The following is a 21,250-nucleotide window of genomic DNA, read 5'->3' on the forward strand; positions in this document are numbered from 1 at the left end:
TTTCTTGCTGTTGCCTTTAATTTTAAAGTTATGCATAACAGAAAATTATACACCATTGATACCATTTCTGAATTTCACAGAATTTCAGGATTGCCAAAACCTCAGCACCCGCTCATCAGTCTGGTAGACTACAGTTTGGTAGAGTATCAAATCGAGGAATCCGAAATCAGCTGGGTTCAGGATTTGTATTTTATGGGATTTAAAAGAGACATTCAGGGGAAGTTTCATTATGGGCAAAGTCAGTACGATTTTGATGAAGGTCTGATGTGCTTTATCGCGCCGAGACAGGTTGTCAAAATGGTTATCAGTAAATATGAAACAAAGCCTTCAGGATATCTTTTGGCATTTCATCCTGACTTTATTTGGAATACACCTTTGGCAAAAACAATTAACAATTATAAATTTTTCGGCTATGATGTGAACGAAGCTTTATTTCTTTCCGAAAAGGAAGAAGAGACTTTGATCGGACTTTTTAAAGGAATCGAGAAAGAATACCAGTCTGGAATTGACCAATTCACTCAGAATATCATTATTTCGCAGATTGAAGTTATTTTAAATTATTGCGAAAGATTTTATCAGCGACAATTCATCACCAGAAAAAAGACCAATCATCAGGTTTTGGATAAATTAGAAATCATTCTTGAAGATTATTTTAACGAAAATGTGATGGATAAAGGATTACCAACTGCCAATTTTATTGCCGAGCAACTGAATATTTCAACCAATTATTTAGGAAGTTTATTGAAGCAGTTGACCGGACAAACCACACAGCAACACATCCACGAAAAACTGATTGAAAAAGCAAAAGAAAAACTATCAACAACTGAACTTTCTATAAGTGAAATTGCCTATGAATTAGGGTTTGAACATTCGCAGTCTTTCAGCAAATTATTTAAAGCTAAAACAGAGATTTCACCTTTGGAATTCAGGAAGTCTTTTAATTAAAAACTGCAATTAATTTGAGAATATAAATCATTTAGTCTTTTTACGGTTGTAAAAATCCCAGACTTGTCGTGTAATATCTGCAATTATTTTCTCGGTATCTTCCCTTGATTCGGTAATGTTTTTCAGATAAACGGAAAGGATAAAATGATTTCCGTTCGGAAGTTTCACAATCCCAATATCGTTCATAGCAACTCGTAAATTTTCATCATTCGTTCCGGAAATTCCTGTTCTGTGCGCCAATTCTGTTCCTTCAGGAAGTCCGGCTTTCATCCAGGTAATTCCACGGGAACATTCCACCATTATTTGATAGAGATATTTTGTAGTGGCTTTTTTCAGCACTTTTCCTTTGTAGAATTTTTCTAATAATTCTGTCGTAGCAATCGGCGTTGTTGTATTGATGTAAAGATTTTCCCAAGTCCGCATTTGTTCTTCATTCACTTTGATGGTGAAATCTTTTATTCCATTTTTATTGATGAGTTTCTGAACTGCTTCTGTACCGCCAATTAATTTCAAAAGAATGTCACACCCATTATTATCGCTGTGAGAAACGGTGTAGCGTAATAATTGGTCTATAGTCAAGTCCATATTTCCATTAGGGAATTCTTCTCGAATCGGACTCCAAGTATCTTCTTTTAAATCTTCTTTTTAATGAAAATTTTCTGTTTCAAATTGAGTTTACCCTTATCGACCTCATTCAAAACAGTCAACGCAATATGGAATTTGAAAACGCTCATCATAGGCATACTAATATTGCCATTAATGCTTAAGGTGTCTTTGTTTTCAATTCCTTTTATTGAAACGCCTACTGTTGCATTTTTTGTTGTGATGATTTCATTAAGTTCTTTCCGAAGTTCATCCATATTTTGAGCAAATGTCTGAACAGAGAAAAGAGAAAGGCTGAGAATTAACATTAGTTTTTTCATTGAAAATATTATTTCAAAAGTTTAGAATCCAGCATTATCTTTCTGATTTCCTGCTCAAAATAATAAGCAATATCAAAATTTTCATTGGCTTGATTTTCCATGACAATGACGCTAGTTTTAGTTTTCGGATAGTATAAATTGACCGCAGTAAAACCTTCGCCAGGATGAAAACCCGTGTGACCAATTTCGTAAACGTCAGCTTTATCATTGATTCTCAAACCATAGCCATAACCAATTGGCTTTTCACTAAATAATTGATGGATGGCAGTTGTTGAATAATTGGTCATCAATTTGTAAGTTTCCGGTTTCAATAGTTTTCCGTTGTGCAGACATTCATTCCATTTAGCTAAGTCTGGTGCGGTCACAATTAAATGACTTGCGAAATAATTTGATGCATTGAAATCTGATTTTTCATTCAGCTTAAACGTTCCGTCTTTTCTAATGGTGTGTCCTTTTGTCAAAAGTTTGCTGCTGTTTTCTGTCGGATAGGCGCTATTACTCATTTTACATTTTTTGAATAAGGCCGTCACCAGTTCCTGATAGCTTTTCCCACTTTGTTTTTCCAAAACCATTCCCGCGACAGAATATCCGACATTAGAATAGCTGAATTCTTTTCCCGTTTTGAGTTTCAAATTCGGCTTCAAATCATCGCTATATAATCCCGAAGTATGATTCAGCAAGTGATGAACAGTAATGGTGTCTGCCCAAGAATAATCAAAATCCGGCAGATATTTACGAATGGGTTTGTGTAAATCGATAGTTCCTTTTTCTACTTCCTGCAAAATAAGAGTTGCAGTAATCTGTTTTGCGATGGACATTGTTGATAATCGATCAGAGATTTTCAGAGGTGCTTTTTTATTAAAATCTACATAGCCATACGCTTTTTCATACTTTATTCTTCCGTTTTGTTGGATGAAAACCACACCGTTGAAACTTCGAGGGTTGGTAGCTTTTACCAAGCTATCGATTTTTGAGGAATAATTGTCTTTTTGCTGTGCGTCTGCGGTGCATGAAGTAAATACACTTGCTACGGCGAAGAATGTGATTTTGAAAAAGTTTTTCATCTGTGTTTTGAGAAATTATTTAATGTTAATTTGTAGTTGTAATTAGTTGTTAGTCAATTGTTCTTTTGGGAAAAGAATATTTTTGGTTTTTGAGTATTGAGATGATGGCATCAGATATTTCAAAAACTTTTCCATTATAATTATTGTCCAATAAAATTACGGTAAACTTTTCATTCATATCAGAAACTAAAATAGCTTCATAGTTTCCCGCCCTTCCATCATGTAAATGCTCGATTAGATTTTCATTTTTAAATTTTGTTTCTCCCAATGCTGATTGAGTTTCCGGTAAATCAAAATGCTGACCTAATTCGTAAAGTGATTTTTTGCTGATTATTTTATTTTGGTATATACAATTTGCCCATTTTAATAAATCAATCGTTGTGAGGTAAGTTCCGCCTGTTATCGGCAAATCTGGTTTGTCCGGAACCAAATTATTATTAAATCCTTTTGCAATTTTCCCTTCATTTTCGAAAGGTGTCATCACGGATGAAGTCATTTGACAAGGTTTAAAGATAAATTTTTCTACGTAAACTTTAAAAGGCATTTTGGTTACCCTTTCTACAATAAACTGTCTTAAAAAAAGATTATTGTTGTTGTAATCGTAGGCTGTTCCGGGTTTGAAATCGAGTGAATCGACATCCATTAAACCATCAAATAGGTCTTTGTCATTTTTAATGTTTTTCCAATTGACGTTTGGTATTCCACTGGTGTATTGCAATAAGTCTTTAATCGAAACTTCATTCGCCCATTTTGGCAATTCAGGAATGAACTTGGAAACCTTATCGTTTAGTGTCAGTTTGCCTTGTTCTTTCAATTGCATCAAAGCAACTGCACTGAATTCCTTTGTAATCGAACCAATATTAAACCTATAGTCAGTCGATAATTTATTCATTTTAGTACCATCAGTAAATCCAAAGGAAGCGTTGTATATTATTTTGTTGTTTTTTGCGACCAAAATATTCCCATTAAAAATACCGATTTCGTGGGACGATTTTATCAAAGAATCGATTTGTTTGATTTGCTCGTTTTGTGCAAATAAATTATTTGTCAGAATTAATAGAACCGCAAATATTGAGAAAGTTCTTCTTGTGTATTGTATCATTTAATTTCTTACTTTTTTGGAGAATTTTTGCCTAACCTAATTCCATTATCGGTAAATACCTGTCTTTGATTGAACTTTCGAGCTGTCCGACGGTTTGAAATCCAAAAGTTTTGTAAAAGTTTTTCGCATTAGGTTCGGCATCGAGTGTTATTTTTTTTATTCCTAATCGGTTGGCTTTTTCTAAAAATCATTCATTAAAGTTTTTCCAAATCCTTTTCCAATAAACTCTGGCAGGATAAAAAGATTATCAAGTTTAATTGTTTTTTCATCAATTGAAAAATAGGAATAATATCCTATAATGTTTTCGTTTTCTACCAATTTATAGACCATGTTTTTTTCGATGTAATCTTTTGAAATGCTAAGTAAATGTTCCCATTCTTTCAATATTTCTTCCGAAAATCCCCAATAGGCTTTTGAGCTTTTGGTGATGGTTGTCAGTAATTCACTGTCTTCAGTTTCTGCTTTTAGTATGTTCATATTTTAAAATCTAAGCTTATATAATTTAGGAATACTGTTTTTACGCTTGTATTAAAGTTTTATTTTTCAATACTGTTTTTAAGTTTAGATTTTACATCATCATTCCACTCATTTTTTAAAATACTCAGTTTAATCTTATCCATTCATTTTCTAAAATATAGTTTTTACTAAAGTCGAAATTCATTTTTGTCTTGTTTAATATTATAAAAGTATGGCTACCATAACCAGGAGGAAAATTGTAAAATGTAAAGTCTAAATTCATATACTTAATCTATCATTTTCAATTACTATTTGGCCAAATAAATTTGCTGAAGGCAGTTTTTATTTGAGCCACTTCTCGATGGTTTCAATAAATATTTCTTGTTGATCTACGAAGAGATAATGCGAACAGTTTTCTATGATTTTGAAATTCTTTTTGGTGACGATTTTTTGTAGATCATTCAATTGCTTCTCAGAAAATATGTTGTCCTGCTTTCCATAAATCGCAAATAATTTTATTTGATTTTTCAGCTTTTTTAAGATGGGTTTGGTGTCGATATTATTCCTGATTTCATTTTTGTAAAACAGAATCGGTGCCTGAGAATTTCGGATGTTATTTTTAAAGAAATCACTTTGTTCATAGCCATTTCGAAGATTATTTGCTTCGGTTGTTGGATATGGCATTTTAAAATAATTATTTTGACCTGCCAGTTCAAAGCATTGTTTTCGGTACGCCGCGGAGTTTTTATCTAAACTTTCAATGTCAATAATTTTAGAAAGCATCAGGCTATCATTTTTCTCTTTGTAAATTGCTTTGGTTGTACTTAAAATATGATCATAAGTTTCTTGCTGTGAAAATAGAGCTCCTGCAAGCACTAATGCATTTACTTTTTCAGGATTTTGCTCTGTGAAAATTGTTCCAACTAAACCTCCAAAACTATGAGCAATCAGATTTGCCTTTTTGATGTTGTATAGCTTATAAATTTCGTTTAAATCTTTCCTCGCTTCCTCATAAGTAAATGTTGCCGCACTGTCGATTGAACGGCCTTCACCACGACGATCGTAGGCAATCAAATAAAAACCTTTATCTGCTAACTTCTGTGCTGTTGTACCTTCGAATAGGGTAGCGTTTCCACTCGGTCCACCGTGAATGAAAATGATTGCCGGATTTGTGTTTTTCCCGTAAGATTTTGAATAAATTGTTGAGGTTTGAGCATGTAGAGCAAATGTTACTAAACTGAAAATTAATAGAATTATTCGGTTCATATTTTAAATATATTAGTCTTTTTTATTTAAATAAAAATTATCAGCTTTAATCAAAACTATATCGTCTTGAGTTCCGATAATTAAAATTCCTACATCAGCTTTTTTACTTGAAATGATTTTTTCAAGAGTATTTCTTAACTCTAAATTCGTTTTTTGTTCTGGGAAAATATATTGCTGCAGAGAAGTGCAAAGAGAATAATAAACGTTTTCTTTTTTGTGATCATTTGTCATAATATTGGGTATCCAAATATAAGATTTTAATGACTAAACCAGTCTCATAGATTTTATCTTTTTCAATGATTCGATCAGGAAAATAATTACACAATGCCTACCTTTACTCAGTTTTTTCATTTAAAAAGATTTCAAATAAAAACTTTAATGCTCGATTCATCTACTTCACGTATTTCAAAAACCGTGGTTTGGCTTATGGCCGTTATTTCCGGACTTGTAGTTGCCAATAATTATTATAATCAGCCTTTGCTTGGACTTATTTCTAAAGATTTTAATATTTCAGAAACTGCAGCGGGAAAAATTTCTGTTCTTACCCAATTGGGTTATGCCTTCGGATTATTGCTGATTGTGCCTTTGGGAGATAAGTTTCTGCGTAAAAAACTGATTTTAATCGATCTGCTTTTGGTTTTTGGAGCATTATTGTGGATGACATTTGCCACGGAAGTCTGGATGTTATACGTAGCGAGTTTGCTGATAGGAATTACATCGGTAATTCCTCAGTTATTTGTTCCGATAGCGGCTGAATTATCCTCAGAAGAAAAAAAATCCGGAAATATAGGATTGGTCGTTTCAGGGTTATTACTCGGAATTTTGCTTTCAAGATTTGTTGGGGGAATTGTAGGAGAACTGTGGGGATGGCGCACGATGTACGGAATCGCAGCAGGACTCATGCTATTGGTTTGGCTTTTCGTCTACAAAATGCTTCCTGTTTTACAACCCAATTTCAAAGGAACGTATATTGAATTGATGAGGTCTGTAGCCCATTTAGCCAAAACTCAGCCTGTTTTACAGTTAGCCTCTTTCCGTGGGGCAATGGCTTTCGGGTCGATGTGCGCACTGTTTACAACCTTGGTTTTTCACATGGAAAGACCGCCGTTTGAGGTGGGAGCATCTGTAGTCGGAAGTTTTGGTTTAGCCGGAGCAGTTGGTGCATTGGCTGCCGCTAAAGTCGGAAAGTTGCAAAAGAGCATTTCTTTAAACAGAATCATCTTATACGCTCTGTTGATTTTAATCGGAAGTTGGGGATTTACCTATTTTGCAGGAAACACCTATTGGGGATTGATTGTTGGCGTTATCCTGATTGATTTGGGTGTGCAGTCGAGCCACATTATGAACCAAACCAATTATTTTTTACTGAAAACTACTGCAGTTAACCGCTTGAATACCGTTTATATGGTTTCTTATTTCATCGGTGGATCTTTAGGGACATGGCTGGCTTCTTTAGCATGGCAATATGCGCAGTGGGAGGGAGTTTGTACTGTGGGGGTTATTATGGGAGTTCTTGCATTAGTAGCACACTTAGTTTTCAGTAAAAGAGTGAGCTATCACAATCAAACTGATTAAAATACTATTGAGCTTAAATATTTTAAAAAAATTCTTTAATTTTCTTCGTTACATTGTACGTTGACCACTTGCCCCTGAATTAATTCTCGATGCTTTTTGCCCCAATGATCAAGCTGCTTCCAGATCGGAACCAGTTCTTCGGCGATTGCGGTCAATTCATAATCAACTCGTGGCGGAACTTCTGCATGAACAGTTCTTTTTACCAATCCTTCTTTTTCCATTTCTCTTAGCTGAAGAGTGAGCATTCTTTCTGTAATTCCGGAAATTTTTCTTCGGATTTCACTGAAGCGTAATTTTCCGTTTTCCAGTTTACACAGTATTAACAGCTTCCATCTTCCACCAATTTTGCATACCGCATAGGTTAAATCGCATTCCTGCGTAATGTACTGTTCATTAATGCTATTCGTTGAATTTTCCTTTCTGTTTCCCATTACTTACAAATTTGTTAGTACCAAACATTTAGCTGTGTACTATGCAAATTTAAGTCTTCAGATTAATTTTGCACTGTTAAAACAGAGAAACATGCGAAAAATATTATTTACACTCATTATTCTGGGAATTATTTCCTGCAAAAGTATCAGTAAAACTAAAAAGAAATCAGAAATGGAATTGACGCCACAAATAAGTGAAGTTTTAAATCATTTACAGAAAATAGAGGTGTTTCAAGGTAAAAGTCCTTTAGATATCAGTAGAAAAAATTACGAAACGATGGCTCAACAGATGAGCGGTAAAAAAGAGAAAGTAACCATCATCGAGGAATTAAGTATTCCCGCAGATAATCATCAAATACCTGTCAGATTATACAAGCCAAAAGGAAACGTGTCAAAATCTCCGGCGATCATTTACATTCACGGGGGTTGGTTTATTTCCGGTGGATTTGAAACCCATGACGCAATTGTACGTCAAATTGCCAATGCGACCGGAGCGGTTATTTTGTTTGCAGATTATCGTCTGGCGCCTGAACATCCTTTTCCTGCGGGATTAAATGATTGTAAACAGGCTACGAAATGGCTTATAGAAAATGCAGAAAGGTTAGGAATCGATCAGCAGAAGATAGGGATTGTCGGTGACAGCGCAGGTGGAACGTTGACAACATCTTTAGCAACAGAAATGGGAAATCAGTTGAAGTTTCAGGTTTTAATTTATCCTGCTTCAGATCATACGCTCAGTACTCAATCTTGGGAAACGTATAAAGATGGTCCTGTTTTGAACAAAGAATGGGGAATACAAGCCTGGAAATGGTACCTTTCTTCTGATGAAGATCAAAAAAATCCTTCAGCTGTTCCAATTTTAATGACGGATTTTAAGGAAACACCACCCACATTAGTTATTCTCGCAGAGCACGATCCATTAAGAGATGAAGGTGAACAATTGGCTCAAAACATGAAAAAATCAGGAATTTCAGTAAAAACTACTTTTTACAAAGATATGGTTCATGGTTTTATGCACATGGGAACTATTCTTCCGGAAGTACAGTCAGCTGTAAAAGAAATCGCAGAATTTGCAACCCAAAATTTAGAAAAATAAAAATTGACAATGAAGAAGTACGCATATATAGGATGTTTAGGATTTATCGCAGTGATTACAACCGAATTTGGAGTCCTTGGAATTTTACCTCAAATCGCCGAGCATTATAAGATCAGCATCGACAAAGCTGGATATTTATTAAGTGCTTTTGCATTAATTATTGCGCTGACAGGTCCTTTTATGACTTTGCTGACATCAGGATTTGACCGCAGAAAAGTAATGCTGACTGCTATTTCTATTTTTCTGGTTACCGGAATTGTCTCGTCGTTATCTCCACCGTTTTGGTTGCTGATGTTGGTAAGAATACTTCCAGCATTTCTGCAGCCGGTCTACATTGCAACGGCATTGTCTGTCGCCATATCAAAGGTTGATAAAAAGCATGAAAATCAAATGATGAGCATTGTTTTCAGTGGAGTGGCAATTGCAATGGTCACCACGGTACCTTTTGCAACCTGGCTTTCCGGTATCTCATCCTGGGAATCGTCGTTTATGGTTCAGACCATTGTAAGTTTAATTGCCTTAGTCATCATTTACTTTTCACTGCCTTCATTACCTGTAAAGGGAAAAAAATCGTACTCCAGCCAATTGAAAATCTTAGTTCAACCAACTTTTATCGTCAGCACTGCCATGAATTTTTTTATGATTACCGCATGGTTTTCTACCTACAGCTATTTTGCAGATTATCTTAATAAAGCAAAAGGAATGGATACCACGATGGTGAGCTATATGCTTTTTGTTTTCGGAATTATTGGTGTATTTGCGAATTGGATTGCAGGAAAAATGCTAAGTAAAAATATCACAAATACCACAGCATTTTTTCTTTCGGGAACACTCATCATGCCTGTTTTATTATATTTTTCAGGGAGTAATCTTCTAGCCAATATGGTGGTTATCGGGATTTGGGGATTTTTATATTCTCCGAGTTTTCTGAATGCTTCCACTTATATGATTTCATCTGTGCCCCAATCTATGGAATTTGCCAACAGTCTCGCCACCTCATTCGGGAATTTGGGAGTTACCTTGGGAACTACGCTTGGCGGATGGATGATTATGACTAAAGGCGTTGAATATAATCCGTGGATCGGTTTTATTTTTGGTCTGCTCGCTTTCTTAATGATTGCGGTCAGAAAAATACTGGAACGAAAACAAGAATTACCACAGTTATGCAAAGAATAAATCGTCATAATTTTTTTACAATGAAAGAGATCAGCTAACTTTGACAAAATAATAATTTCATTAAAATTTATATACAATGAAAATAGAAATCTGGTCAGACGTGATGTGTCCGTTCTGTTATATCGGGAAGAAAAATTTTGAGCAGGCATTAGAAAAACTGCCGTTTAAAGATGAAGTAGAAGTGGAATGGAAGAGTTTTCAGCTTGATCCCACTTTAGAACTTGCTGAAACAAAAACTACGGCAGAATATTTCAGAGAGAAGAAAGGTTTTCCTGAAGAACAGGCAAAGCAGATGACCGCTCAGGTTGTAAATATGGGAAAAGCTTCTGGTATTAATTTTAATTTTGAAAAAGCATTAATTACCAATACATTTCCTGCACACAAAATTCTTCATTTAGCTAAAAAGCACGGTAAATCTTCAGAGATGGAAGAAGAATTATTCAAAGCTCATTTTTTAAATGGTGAAAATGTAGGTAGCGTAGAAGTCCTATCAAATTTAGCCGAAAAATTAGGCATCAATAAAGCCGAAGCATTGCAAACACTTAGTTCTGAAGAATTTGATAACGAAGTGAATCAAGATGTGACGGAAGGTCGCAACAATGGCGTTACCGGAGTCCCTTTCTTTATTTTAAACGGAAAATATGCCGTTTCAGGAGCTCAGCCGGCAGAACTTTTTGAAGAAGCTTTAACTCAAACGTATAATGAAACAGTGAAGCCTTTTAAAAGTCCTACAGATTCTGATTTGTCTTGTGACGCAGACGGTTGCAGTATTTAATCTAAGCTATTTTTCAATTTAAAAATGATAAAAATAAATAATCAAACCACGTTTGCAGTTGAAGATACCCTTTTTGTTTTCGCTTTAGATTCTGAAGCCGGAAAAGCCTTTGATCACACCCAAAAACTCATCACCGGAATCGGAAAAGTAAGTGCAGCGATTGAACTGACCAAAGAAATCATCAGAAGAAAACCTAAGTTAATTGTGAATCTTGGCTCGGCGGGTGGAGTAGGTTTTCATAAAGGTGAGATTATCTGCTGCACAAAGTTTATCCAGCGAGATATGGATGCGCAGGGTTTAGGTTTTAAAAAATTTGAAACTCCGTTATCCAATATCCCAATCATTCTTGAAAACGGTTTAAAAATGGAGGGCGTGGAAGAAGGAATTTGCGGCAGCGGCGATAGTTTTGAGATGAATCACATCAACACAGAATATAATGTCATCGACATGGAAGCGTATCCGTTGGCTCTCATTGCCATGCAGGAAAATATTCCTTTTTTATGTTTAAAATACATTTCAGATGATGCCGGAAGCGATGCTGCTGATGACTGGTCGGTGCAGGTTCTTTTGGCTTCAGAAGCGTTTAGAAAACTTTTGTTCAATGATTAATTTTGATATTTTTAAAAAGAAATCAGGTTTTTCTATTATTGTAAAGCCTTTTTTATTTCTAAAATATGAAATTGGATCAGTTCATTAAAATAATTAAAGAACTACCGTCTCAATTTAACAAATTGGTTAGCAGAGTTCGAAGTAGACCTTATTTCCTAGAAAAAGTAAGCCATCTTTTGTAGGTGGCTTTTTTGTTATATTTGTGTGAAACAAAAAAAGATTTGTAAAGTATGTTTCCTTTTCAGCGGATTGTGCAGTTTCACGTAATAAATTATACTGTTTTTAGTCAGTATTCTTGTTTAAAAAAAAATCTTATTATCTATGCGGAAAAGAAATAATTATGTACGAAGTAAACAATTATCAGATATTAGCAAGTATTTTTATAGGCTTGGTGATGGGATTATTAGTGAGATTTTATCTAAAGAATAAAAACAGGAAAGTATTTTTAATAATCAATTCAAATTTCGATATTCCAAAGGCGAAACTCCAACTTTCTGCTTAAACAGTCTCGTAAAATGCTGCGGATATTTAAATCCCAAATCGTACGCCACCTGACTGATTGATTTGTCGATGTCAAAAATCTTCTCTTTCGCCATATCAATCACTTTTGACTGAATATATTCCTGAGCCGTTTTTCCGGTTTCTTTTTAATGAGATCTCCAAAATAATTGGCCGACAGGTGTAATTCATCAGCACACCATGCAACAGATGGCAGACCAATGCTTTGTGGCTTGTCTGAAGAGAAATATTCATTCACCAACTCTTCAAATTTTTCCAGAACTCCTTTATTAACATTGTCCCTTGTGATAAATTGTCGGTCATAAAAACGGATGCAGTAATTCAGAAACAGTTCAATATTAGAAGTAATCAGCATTTTGCTGTGTTTATCGATGGATTGTTGCAGTTCGTAAGAGATTTTTTTAAAACATTCAATCACCAGTTTTTTTTCTTTATCAGAAAGATGGAGCGCCTCATTGGTATGGTAAGAAAAGAAGCCAAATTCCTGCATTCTCTTTCCCAGAGACGTATTCACCAATAAATCGGGATGAAAAACCAAAGCAATTCCTGTAGGTTGATAAATTTCTTCGTTCAAAACTTCTACCACCTGTCCGGGGGCAAAAAACACAAGCGTTCCGTCCTGATAATCGTAGGTATTGTTGCCATATCTCAAATCTCCGCATTTGGTTTGTTTCAGAACAACACAAAACACATTGAATGTCATTTTATGAGCCGCTCTGGGATCAGATTTAGACAAATCAACCACACTTACCAATGGGTGCAGAGTCTCATTTTTATTAAACTGATTATAGTCGTTTACTGTCTTAAAATTCACAACTTTATCCATCTTACTTCCTATTTATCAAACAAAATTAGACATTCCAAGCCATTGGTGATTATAAATTGAGTCAAATCAGTAATAATGGTAAGAGAAACCGTAATCTGTATCATTTGGGCGTATCCATTTGCATTTGCCAACGCCTATTGCCAACGCAAAAATGCAAGCGGGTCGGGCTATCCGCTATATCTTTTGCTCGTCGTTCCTCCTCGCAAAAGGATGCCGCTTCTATCCCTTACGCGGAAAACCGCTTAAAAAATGATATCAGTAATAATGGTAAGTAAAGCAGTAATTGGTATAAGAAGATCATTCAAAATAAGACAGACATTTGTACTGTTAAAAAGATCAGTCAATAATTATACTTTTAAGTATTTCAATATAAAAATATGAAAACAAGAACATTAGGACAAGGATTAGAAGTTTCAGAATTAGGATTGGGATGTATGGGCTTGACCTTTGGTTATGGTCCTGCAGCCAGTGAAGCAGATGCTGTTGCATTAATTCAGAAAGCGTACGATTTGGGTGTCACATTTTTTGATACAGCCGAAGCGTACAGCCAAGGTTTGAATGAGCAATTTTTGGGAAAAGGCGTGAAATCGTTCAGAGATAAAGTGGTGTTGGCTACCAAATTCGGTTTTCCCGATGGAGATTCGTCTAAAGGTGTTGACAGCCGTCCGGAGCGCATCAGAACAGTGGTAGAAAATTCATTAAAATATCTTCAAACCGATGTCATCGATTTGTTGTATCAACACAGAGTTGACCCGAATGTACCAATGGAAGATGTTGCTGGAACCGTAAAAGACTTGATCGCCGAAGGAAAAGTAAAACATTTCGGAATGAGCGAAGCCGGCGTTGAAAGCATCAGAAAAGCACACGCAGTTTTACCTGTTACGGCGCTTCAAAGCGAATATTCTATGTTTTGGCGTCAACCCGAAAATGAAATTCTTCCATTATTAGAAGAATTAGGAATTGGTTTCGTTCCATTCAGTCCGCTTGGAAGAGGATTTTTGACGGGAACTATCAATGCAGATACAAAATTTGATAGTTCAGATTTCAGAAATATTGTTCCCCGTTTTTCCGAAGAAAACAGAAAAGCAAATGAGCAGTTGGTTAACCTCGTAAAAGCAATTGCAGAATCAAGTAATGCAACGCCTGCACAAGTTGCTCTGAGCTGGCTATTGGCTCAAAAGCCGTACATCGCTCCAATTCCGGGAACTACAAAAATCCACAGATTAGAAGAAAATGTTGGTGCGGTGAATGTTAGTTTATCTGAAGAGGAATTGAGCAGAATCAATATTGCTTTAGAGGAAATCAAAATCGTAGGAGAGCGTTATCCTGCTGCGCTTCAGGCAAGAGTTGGGAAATAATTGTTCAATCAATTAATAAAAAAGTACAAACATAAATCTGCGGGAAAAATAATCTTCCGCAGATTTTTATTTAGAAATATCCATAAAAATTCAAATAGAAATATGAAAAAAGTAATCGTCTTAGGAGCAAGCGGAAGTCTTGCCAAATCTGTAATTGAAGCCGTAAAACCTTTGGAAAGTATAAAAATCACTCTATTCTTGAGAAACAAAAACAGAATTTCTAAAGAACTTTCTAATGATTGCGAAATTTTCGAAGGCGACGCTTTGAATTTTGATGATATAAAAAAAGCAGTTTCAGGTCAAGATATTGTGTATGTTAATCTTGAAGGAAATCTTGAATGGATGACAGAAAACATTGTAAAAGCAATGCAGGAATTTGGGGTCAAAAGAATCATCGCTATCAGTTCTATCGGAATTTATGAAACGCCCTTGAAACCGGTTTTGGTTCCTTACAGAAAATTGGCTGACATTATTGAAAAATCCGGATTAGATTATACTATTCTTCGTCCGGATTGGTTTACCAATATTGATGAGGTTGATTACACTTTGACCAAAAAAGACCAGCCGGAAACAGGTTCTGCAATTTCAAGAAAAAGTATTGCTGATTTTGTTTCAAAGCTGGTGAATAACCCGAATTTGTATGTCAATGAAAATTTGGGAATCAGCAAACCAGATTAATAATTGGTTTACTGATTTCATTTTATCAAGATGAATCCATTATAAATGAATCTTGTCTTTCAAGCTATCAACATTAGATAATGTAGCTTCTTCACGACTGCTAATGTATAATTCAGAGTTATAATTAAATGGATGTTGTTTCGTCATTTCGGATACAACCAAACTCATTTTGGCAACATTTTCCTCACTGCGTCTGCGGACATTTGTATTATAAAATTTAAACAAAATTGACAATGCAAAAAACAATTTTCATTACAGGCGCATCATCAGGATTAGGAAAAGCGACAGCCAAATTATTTCAGTCAAACGGCTGGAATGTCATCGCAACAATGCGAAATCCTGAAAAAGAAACCGAGCTTTCCCAACTGGAAAATGTAACCTTACTTCCATTGGATGTTACCAATCTCGAGCAGATTCAGGAAACGGTAAAAAAAGCGATTAAACTTCATACGATTGACGTGGTTTTCAACAACGCAGGTTATGGTTTGATTGGTGCTTTGGAGGCTTTAACAGACGAACAAATCGTAAAACAGCTGGACACCAATCTACTCGGAGTAATTCGTGTAACGCAGGCTTTCATTCCTTATTTCAGAAAAAACAGAAACGGATTATTTATTACCACAACCTCAATTGGCGGACTGTTGACTTTTCCTTTAGATTCACTTTATCACGCTACAAAATGGGCTTTGGAAGGCTGGAGCGAAAGTATGTCTTTTGAGCTGGCTTTGCACAATGTTGGCATCAAAACCATTGCGCCCGGAGGAATTAAAACTAATTTTGCAGGAGAATCATTAGCCGTTGCCAATCATCCGGCTTATGAAGACGGAATGCAGAAATTATTTGAATTAATGAATCCTGATAATTTCGAACCTGTGGAATGGATTGCTGATGTGGTTTATGAAGCTGCCACAGACGGAAAAAATCAATTGCGATATGTGACGGGAGAATTTGCCAATCAGTTGTACAACCGTCGTTTGGAAATCGGTTCAGAGGCTGCAGTTCAGGAGATGAAACAAATGGCTTTTGGAGATTTAATCAATTAAAAAAATTAAGAAATGAATAACCCGATAAAAGTAGATTCCATATCGCAGCTTCACGAGATGCTGGGTTTTGGGAAGCCCGTTCATCCATTGATTAGCATTACTCAAAATGCAAATATAGTTGTGGAAGATAAATTTCTGAATCAGCATTTTCTGTTCAATTTCTACAAAATATCGTTCAAGAAAACATTGAAGGGAAAAATGGGATATGGACAAAGTTATTATGATTTTGACGAAGGCGGAATGATTTTTACGGCTCCAAACCAGTTGCTTTCTACCAGTTCAGATGATATTCAGTATGAGGGTTTGACGATGCTGATTCATTCTGATTTTCTGAGGAATTATTCATTGGCAACCCGAATTAAAAGCTTTGGATTTTTTCATATTCTGCGAACGAAGCTTTGTTTTTGTCGGACAAAGAAAAGGAGACTATTTTTTCGGTTTTTGATAATATTAAAGAAGAATTAAATAACACGATTGATGACTTCAGTCAGGATGTAATCATTTCGTACATCGAGGTTTTGCTTAATTACAGCAACCGTTTTTACAAGCGCCAATTCATTACCAGAAAAGCAGTGAACAATGATTTGCTTTCGAAAATTGAGGAACTTTTAAATGTCTATTTTGATAAAGAAAACGGATTGAATCAAGGTTTGCCTACCGTTGAGTTTCTCGCAACCGAACTCAGGCTTTCACCAAGATATTTGAGCGATATGCTTCGGTCTTTAACGGGACAAAATGCACAGCAGCTCATCCACGAAAAATTGATCGAAAAAGCAAAAGATTACCTTACTACAACCCAACTTTCTGTGGCAGAAATCGCTTATCAATTGGGTTTTGAGCATCCGCAGTCTTTCAATAAGTTATTTAAGAACAAGACCAATCAGACGCCTGTACAATTCAAACAGGGCTTTTATCATAACTAGATTTAAAATGAGTATAGAAACATTTATCAAAGATTGGATTGCAGTCAGCAACAGTTACGAGACCGAAAAATATCTTGAATTTTATAACGAAAATGCAGTTTTAGACGACCCATCCGTTGGAAGAAAATTTATCGGTCACGATGGAATCAAAGATTATTTTGTGAGTTATTTTATTGGCTATAAAACTCAGACTGAACTTAAAAATTTAGAATTCAAAGAAAATTCAGCTCACTTGGAAGTAGAATTCACCGGAGATTTTCCGGAAGGTAAAATTGGCGGAAGCTTTGATTTTACTTTTATAAACGATAAAATTGAATTTGTAAAAGCAGATTTGATTTGAAAAATAAAACCTTCCTGATTTTAAATTAAGAAGGTTTTTTAATGCTTATTATTGTTTTTTAGATTTTTCCGAACCCATTTCGGCTTTTACTTTTTCCCGATGCTGCATTCCCCATTTTGTCATTGCACCTACGACCTCTTCCAAAGTATGGCTGTAGGGTAGAAGCTCATATTCTATACTTACGGGATAACCATTTTCTACTTTTTTGATGATAAAACCATTCATTTCCAGTTCCTTCAGTTCGCTGGAAAGTACTCTTGCAGAAATTCCGCTGACTTGACGCTGAATTTCTGTAAAACGCTTGTTTCCTCTTGCCATTGCGATGATAATCATCAGTTTCCATTTGCCACCGATGGCATATAATGCATCCGAAACTGCCATTAAAACCTTATGACAATCTTCAGTAAATGCCTTGTTATCTGTTTGATTTCCTTTTGATTCTGACATAACTTTGGTTTATGTTAGTCGCTAACCTTTAGGTAACAACTAATAAAATGTAAGCAAATATAATATAATTTTGTCCAAGAATAATTACAGAAAGTAATTTAAAATTTAATTAAACAACAAAATTATGACATTAGAAATTTTAAAAACAAAACAAGATTTAAGAGAATTGATTGACAATTATGCGTACCTAAGTGATGAGTGGAAAATCTCTGAGGTGATGGATTTGTTTACTCTTGATGTCACGTACAAAGTCTTTATGGGTGGTGCTTTGGTTGCAGATGTTTCGGGAAGAGAAAATATGGAAAGTGATTTTAATCTGCACGCTTCACAAGTAAAAACCTATTTCACATTGAACGGACAACATACCGTGAAAATCGACGGCGAAACAGCTACAGGCATTTCTTTTTCTCAGATTAAAATGATTCGTGAAGCTAACGGAAAGGATGTTTTAACGGATTACAGTGTGAAGTATGAAGACTTTTACGTTTTCCAAAACGGCAAATGGCTGATTAAAGACAGAATTGGATATTTTGTGATAATTGAGTCGAGAGCTATTTCATAATAGTCTGTCAGAATTTTTTTAACTTATTAAAGCGGTAGAATTTTTTGTTTCGGCAGAGAATTCTATTGGCGTTTTAATATTTTGGTTATATTTAAAATAAGATAAGTTTGAATTTCTTAATTTTGTAAAATGAAAGAGAAGGTTACACGAGTTCTCTCTGAGTTTAATAATGAACTGAAACTTCAGGGATTCAAGGCATTTCAAATTGAAAATGACAGTAATGAAACGCGTACCTACAGCAGAAAAGAATTCTATAAAATTTGCCTTACAACCGGAAAAAGTAAAATTCACTATTCTGATAAAACCTATGAGCAGGAAGGTACAATTCTCTTTTTTGGCAATCCGCATATTCCTTACTCCTGGGAAACGATTTCTACAACATATGTGGGTTATACCATTCTTTTCTCTGCCGAATTCTTTAAAAATTCTGAACGTTCCGAGAGTCTTCAGCAATCTTCATTCTTTAAGATTGGCGGAACTCCGGTTTTGAAAATAACTTCTGAACAAAGAAACTTTCTTAATACTATTTTCCAAAAAATGATTGCTGAGCAAGAGAGCGAATATGTGTTTAAAGATGAATTGATTCGCAATTATATAAGTCTCATTATCCACGAATCTTTGAAGATGGAGCCTTCTGAAAATTATGAGCAAAGCAAGAATGCATCGTCAAGATTAACCTCTGTTTTTCTAGAATTACTCGAAAGACAATTTCCGATTGAAACCACTGCAAATCCTCTTCAATTAAGAACAGCGCAACATTATGCTCAGCATCTGAATGTGCACATCAATTATCTGAATCGTGCAGTAAAAGAAGTCACCGGAAAATCTACGACTTCGCATATTACCGAAAGAATCATTACAGAATCAAAAGCACTTTTGCAGCACACCGACTGGAGCATTTCCGAAATCGCTTATGCGCTAGGTTTCGAATATCCAACTTATTTTAATAATTTCTTTAAAAAACAAACAGGAACCAATCCTAAAGCTTTTCGACTGACTGAAGTTTGATTTTCTTAATTCTTGGTTTGATAATCTTTAACGGCTTGCTTATAAGTCGTGATATCTTTGTATCTGATAATCAAATCAATTTAAAATGTCAGATTCAAAGCATAATTCCGGTTCTAAATTATTTCAAAATGATATTTTTGAAAGGCTTTTAGCTGGTGAAACTATCCTTCCAAACGATTCACAAATAGACAAATTGCGAGAAGAAGCTTTTGCTGTAAAAGTATTGCTTAATCAGATGAATAATTCTTCAAATCCTGAAGAAATTACAGACATATTATCTCAAATTTTAGACAAAGAAGTTCAGGATATTGCTGTCTTCACACCCATTTACATCAATTATGGTAAGCACATTACCATTGGTAAAAACGTCTTTATTAATTTCGACTGTACCTTTCTTGCATTAGGCGGAATTATCATCGAAAATGATGTTTTAATTGGCCCGAAAGTAAGTCTCATTACCGAAAATCACCCATTAAATCCCAAAGATAGAAAAGGTCTGATTTGCAAATCTATTCTTATCAAAAAAAATGCGTGGATTGGTGCTAATGCAACGATTTTACCTGGTGTAACGATTGGCGAAAATGCCATAGTCGCTGCAGGAGCTGTAGTTTCTAAAGATGTTCCTGATAATACCGTCGTTGGTGGAATTCCTGCAAAATTTATTAAAACAATTTAAATTCGAAGTAATATGAAAAAAGCATTAGCAGTTACAATATTGTTTCTGTTCACAGGACAATTATTCTCACAAAAAGTAAAATCAAATTTAGAAAAAATGACCACTACAAAAGAACATTATACATTCCAGTTAAGCGATAAAGTGACCCGCCAAAAAGTACACTTCAAAAATCGTTACGGAATCACACTTTCGGGAGATTTATACCTTCCAAAAAATGTTGGGAATGAAAAATTATCTGCATTGGCAATCAGCGGACCATTCGGTGCAGTGAAACAACAGTCATCAGGATTATATGCCAATCAAATGGCAGAAAGAGGTTTTGCTGTTATAGCTTTTGACCCATCTTACACGGGTGAAAGTGGAGGAGAACCAAGAAATGTAGCTTCTCCGGAAATTAACACTGAAGATTTCAGTGCAGCCATTGACTTTTTAGGATTGCAGAAAAACGTCGATAAAAACAAAATCGGCATCATAGGAATTTGTGGCTTCGGAGGATTTGCTTTGAATGCAACAGCGATTGATAAACGAGTGAAAGCTGTTGCCACGACAAGTTTGTATGATATGACGAGAGTAATGTCAAAAGGGTATAATGATTCTGTAATACCCGAACAAAGAACCAAAACTTTGGAAAATTTGGGTCAACAACGATGGAAAGATGCCGAAAGAGGAAAACCTACCGACGGACCAAGAAATTTACCTGAAACATTGAAAGGCAATGAACCTCAGTTTGTAAAAGAATATTTCGATTATTACAGAACGCCGCGTGGTTTTCATGTCAATTCTGTGAACTCGAACGGAGCTTGGCTAATTACGAACCCGATAGCATTTATGAATATGCCGATCTTAAGTTATGTAAAAGAAATTTCACCACGACCAATGCTTTTGATTGCCGGAGAAAATGCGCATTCTAGATATTTTAGTGAAGATATTTTTAAAGTGGCAAATGAACCGAAAGAATTGCTGATTATTCCAAACGCTGTTCACGTGGATTTGTATGATAAAATGGATATAATTCCTTTTGATAAATTAGAAAGTTTTTTCAGAGCAAATTTGAAATAATTTAAATTAAATATTCGAAAGGTTTATTTATGTTTTGCAGGTAAACCTTTTTTCTTTAAATGCAATCAATAAAAAGAAAGTAAGTAACAAAAAAGTCTTCAAAATTGAAAATGCTGTAAGTTTGTTTATAAGAATAATTTCCAAAGAAAAATAAATATTGGATTCTCAGCGATTAGGGAAATTGAAAATTCAAACAAATTATTTTATTAAAATTTTTGCAAGTTTCATAATAGAAAATTTATTTATAAAACTGAATGGCTGACGAGATTAAAATTTAAATTATATAATCGGATAAAGTCTAAAAATTTAGATTTTCAAAAATGTTGTTTTTTATATGTAATTCAGGTAGATACGAGTCTTGAAAAATATCCTATTTAACATAATATAAATTAT

28 protein-coding genes are annotated in these 21,250 nt (G+C 34.9%); 16 read left to right on the forward strand and 12 right to left on the reverse strand.

The features are described from left to right. Nucleotides 1-30 precede the first annotated feature (30 nt). Entirely contained in the window at nt 31-945 is a 915-nt protein-coding gene (locus tag EAG08_RS20675; protein ID WP_129537098.1) for a helix-turn-helix domain-containing protein, read from the forward strand. Nucleotides 946-972: 27 nt separating this feature from the next. Here the strand turns inward: EAG08_RS20675 and EAG08_RS20680 are convergent, their stop codons facing one another. From EAG08_RS20680 to EAG08_RS20710, 8 genes are all read right to left on the reverse strand, one after another. Further along, a complete protein-coding gene (locus tag EAG08_RS20680; protein WP_262696765.1) occupies nt 973-1,530 on the reverse strand; it encodes a class A beta-lactamase-related serine hydrolase in 558 nt (185 codons plus the stop codon). A gap of 47 nt (nt 1,531-1,577) precedes the next feature. Continuing rightward, on the reverse strand, nt 1,578-1,868 hold the full coding sequence (locus tag EAG08_RS22805; protein WP_262696766.1) for a serine hydrolase: 291 nt from the start codon (nt 1,866-1,868) through the stop codon (nt 1,578-1,580). Nucleotides 1,869-1,876: 8 nt separating this feature from the next. Beyond that, on the reverse strand, nt 1,877-2,932 hold the full coding sequence (locus EAG08_RS20685; RefSeq protein ID WP_129537099.1) for a serine hydrolase domain-containing protein: 1,056 nt from the start codon (nt 2,930-2,932) through the stop codon (nt 1,877-1,879). Nucleotides 2,933-2,981: 49 nt separating this feature from the next. Next, nucleotides 2,982-4,034, reverse strand: coding sequence for a serine hydrolase domain-containing protein (locus EAG08_RS20690; RefSeq protein ID WP_129537100.1), 1,053 nt, complete (start codon nt 4,032-4,034; stop codon nt 2,982-2,984). A gap of 31 nt (nt 4,035-4,065) precedes the next feature. Next, nucleotides 4,066-4,194, reverse strand: a complete 129-nt coding sequence (locus EAG08_RS23205; protein WP_129537308.1) for a GNAT family N-acetyltransferase — start codon at nt 4,192-4,194, stop codon at nt 4,066-4,068. Between the two features lie 20 nt (nt 4,195-4,214). Next, a complete protein-coding gene (locus EAG08_RS20700) occupies nt 4,215-4,511 on the reverse strand; it encodes a GNAT family N-acetyltransferase (protein ID WP_129537101.1) in 297 nt (98 codons plus the stop codon). A gap of 321 nt (nt 4,512-4,832) precedes the next feature. Then, on the reverse strand, nt 4,833-5,756 hold the full coding sequence (locus EAG08_RS20705; protein ID WP_129537102.1) for an alpha/beta hydrolase: 924 nt from the start codon (nt 5,754-5,756) through the stop codon (nt 4,833-4,835). Nucleotides 5,757-5,768: 12 nt separating this feature from the next. Beyond that, nucleotides 5,769-5,987 (reverse strand): hypothetical protein, encoded by a 219-nt coding sequence (locus EAG08_RS20710; RefSeq protein ID WP_129537103.1) that lies wholly within the window; start codon nt 5,985-5,987, stop codon nt 5,769-5,771. A 147-nt stretch (nt 5,988-6,134) separates the two neighbouring features. Between EAG08_RS20710 and EAG08_RS20715 the strand changes: the two genes are divergently transcribed. Next, a complete protein-coding gene (locus tag EAG08_RS20715) occupies nt 6,135-7,331 on the forward strand; it encodes an MFS transporter (RefSeq protein WP_129537104.1) in 1,197 nt (398 codons plus the stop codon). A 35-nt stretch (nt 7,332-7,366) separates the two neighbouring features. Here EAG08_RS20715 and EAG08_RS20720 read toward each other — a convergent pair whose 3' ends face one another. Further along, the gene (locus tag EAG08_RS20720; protein WP_129537105.1) at nt 7,367-7,762 is read right to left on the reverse strand and encodes a winged helix-turn-helix transcriptional regulator; all 396 of its coding nucleotides are present in this window, start codon (nt 7,760-7,762) and stop codon (nt 7,367-7,369) included. 91 nt (nt 7,763-7,853) lie between these two features. Between EAG08_RS20720 and EAG08_RS20725 the strand changes: the two genes are divergently transcribed. The 4 genes from EAG08_RS20725 to EAG08_RS20740 all read left to right on the forward strand — a co-directional run bounded on the left by EAG08_RS20725 (nt 7,854) and on the right by EAG08_RS20740 (nt 11,418). Next, nucleotides 7,854-8,858 carry an alpha/beta hydrolase gene (locus EAG08_RS20725; RefSeq protein ID WP_228446672.1) on the forward strand — a complete coding sequence of 335 codons (1,005 nt, stop codon included), beginning with the start codon at nt 7,854-7,856 and terminating at the stop codon, nt 8,856-8,858. Between the two features lie 9 nt (nt 8,859-8,867). Beyond that, nucleotides 8,868-10,034 (forward strand): MFS transporter, encoded by a 1,167-nt coding sequence (locus EAG08_RS20730; protein WP_129537106.1) that lies wholly within the window; start codon nt 8,868-8,870, stop codon nt 10,032-10,034. Nucleotides 10,035-10,110: 76 nt separating this feature from the next. Then, entirely contained in the window at nt 10,111-10,809 is a 699-nt protein-coding gene (locus EAG08_RS20735) for a DsbA family protein (protein WP_129537107.1), read from the forward strand. Nucleotides 10,810-10,833: 24 nt separating this feature from the next. Next, a complete protein-coding gene (locus EAG08_RS20740) occupies nt 10,834-11,418 on the forward strand; it encodes a nucleosidase (RefSeq protein ID WP_129537108.1) in 585 nt (194 codons plus the stop codon). Between the two features lie 452 nt (nt 11,419-11,870). On the opposite strand, the gene EAG08_RS23005 is transcribed toward EAG08_RS20740, so the two are convergent. Together EAG08_RS23005 and EAG08_RS20745 are read right to left on the reverse strand one after the other, a co-directional pair. After that, a complete protein-coding gene (locus tag EAG08_RS23005) occupies nt 11,871-12,014 on the reverse strand; it encodes a helix-turn-helix domain-containing protein (protein ID WP_317126288.1) in 144 nt (47 codons plus the stop codon). A gap of 5 nt (nt 12,015-12,019) precedes the next feature. Continuing rightward, entirely contained in the window at nt 12,020-12,763 is a 744-nt protein-coding gene (locus EAG08_RS20745) for an AraC family transcriptional regulator (protein ID WP_317126289.1), read from the reverse strand. A gap of 377 nt (nt 12,764-13,140) precedes the next feature. On the opposite strand from EAG08_RS20745, the gene EAG08_RS20750 reads away from it, so the two are divergent. From EAG08_RS20750 to EAG08_RS20770, 6 genes are all read left to right on the forward strand, one after another. After that, nucleotides 13,141-14,121, forward strand: coding sequence for an aldo/keto reductase (locus EAG08_RS20750; RefSeq protein ID WP_129537109.1), 981 nt, complete (start codon nt 13,141-13,143; stop codon nt 14,119-14,121). Between the two features lie 102 nt (nt 14,122-14,223). Continuing rightward, the gene (locus EAG08_RS20755) at nt 14,224-14,799 is read left to right on the forward strand and encodes an NAD(P)H-binding protein (RefSeq protein WP_129537110.1); all 576 of its coding nucleotides are present in this window, start codon (nt 14,224-14,226) and stop codon (nt 14,797-14,799) included. Between the two features lie 233 nt (nt 14,800-15,032). Continuing rightward, nucleotides 15,033-15,842 carry an SDR family oxidoreductase gene (locus tag EAG08_RS20760; RefSeq protein ID WP_129537111.1) on the forward strand — a complete coding sequence of 270 codons (810 nt, stop codon included), beginning with the start codon at nt 15,033-15,035 and terminating at the stop codon, nt 15,840-15,842. 12 nt (nt 15,843-15,854) lie between these two features. Next, nucleotides 15,855-16,307, forward strand: a complete 453-nt coding sequence (locus EAG08_RS23010) for a hypothetical protein (protein WP_317126290.1) — start codon at nt 15,855-15,857, stop codon at nt 16,305-16,307. Then, on the forward strand, nt 16,247-16,765 hold the full coding sequence (locus tag EAG08_RS23015; protein ID WP_317126291.1) for a helix-turn-helix transcriptional regulator: 519 nt from the start codon (nt 16,247-16,249) through the stop codon (nt 16,763-16,765). The genes EAG08_RS23010 and EAG08_RS23015 overlap by 61 nt, the downstream gene beginning before the upstream one ends. Before the next feature lie 7 nt (nt 16,766-16,772). After that, complete coding sequence (locus EAG08_RS20770) at nt 16,773-17,105, forward strand: nuclear transport factor 2 family protein (protein ID WP_129537112.1); 333 nt, start codon at nt 16,773-16,775, stop codon at nt 17,103-17,105. Nucleotides 17,106-17,153: 48 nt separating this feature from the next. Here the strand turns inward: EAG08_RS20770 and EAG08_RS20775 are convergent, their stop codons facing one another. Next, complete coding sequence (locus EAG08_RS20775) at nt 17,154-17,552, reverse strand: winged helix-turn-helix transcriptional regulator (RefSeq protein ID WP_129537113.1); 399 nt, start codon at nt 17,550-17,552, stop codon at nt 17,154-17,156. A 124-nt stretch (nt 17,553-17,676) separates the two neighbouring features. Here EAG08_RS20775 and EAG08_RS20780 point away from each other — a divergent pair, with 124 nt between their 5' ends. The 4 genes from EAG08_RS20780 (at nt 17,677) to EAG08_RS20795 (ending at nt 20,857) form a co-directional block, all read left to right on the forward strand. After that, nucleotides 17,677-18,114, forward strand: a complete 438-nt coding sequence (locus EAG08_RS20780; protein ID WP_129537114.1) for a nuclear transport factor 2 family protein — start codon at nt 17,677-17,679, stop codon at nt 18,112-18,114. A 129-nt stretch (nt 18,115-18,243) separates the two neighbouring features. Further along, a complete protein-coding gene (locus tag EAG08_RS20785) occupies nt 18,244-19,122 on the forward strand; it encodes a helix-turn-helix domain-containing protein (protein WP_129537115.1) in 879 nt (292 codons plus the stop codon). 85 nt (nt 19,123-19,207) lie between these two features. Further along, nucleotides 19,208-19,798: a sugar O-acetyltransferase gene (locus tag EAG08_RS20790; protein ID WP_129537116.1), complete on the forward strand. Its 591-nt coding sequence runs from the start codon at nt 19,208-19,210 to the stop codon at nt 19,796-19,798. Between the two features lie 12 nt (nt 19,799-19,810). Beyond that, nucleotides 19,811-20,857, forward strand: coding sequence for an alpha/beta hydrolase (locus EAG08_RS20795; RefSeq protein WP_129537117.1), 1,047 nt, complete (start codon nt 19,811-19,813; stop codon nt 20,855-20,857). The last annotated feature ends 393 nt before the right edge of the window (nt 20,858-21,250 follow it).

The organism is Chryseobacterium sp. 3008163 (assembly GCF_003669035.1).
Classification (GTDB): domain Bacteria; phylum Bacteroidota; class Bacteroidia; order Flavobacteriales; family Weeksellaceae; genus Chryseobacterium.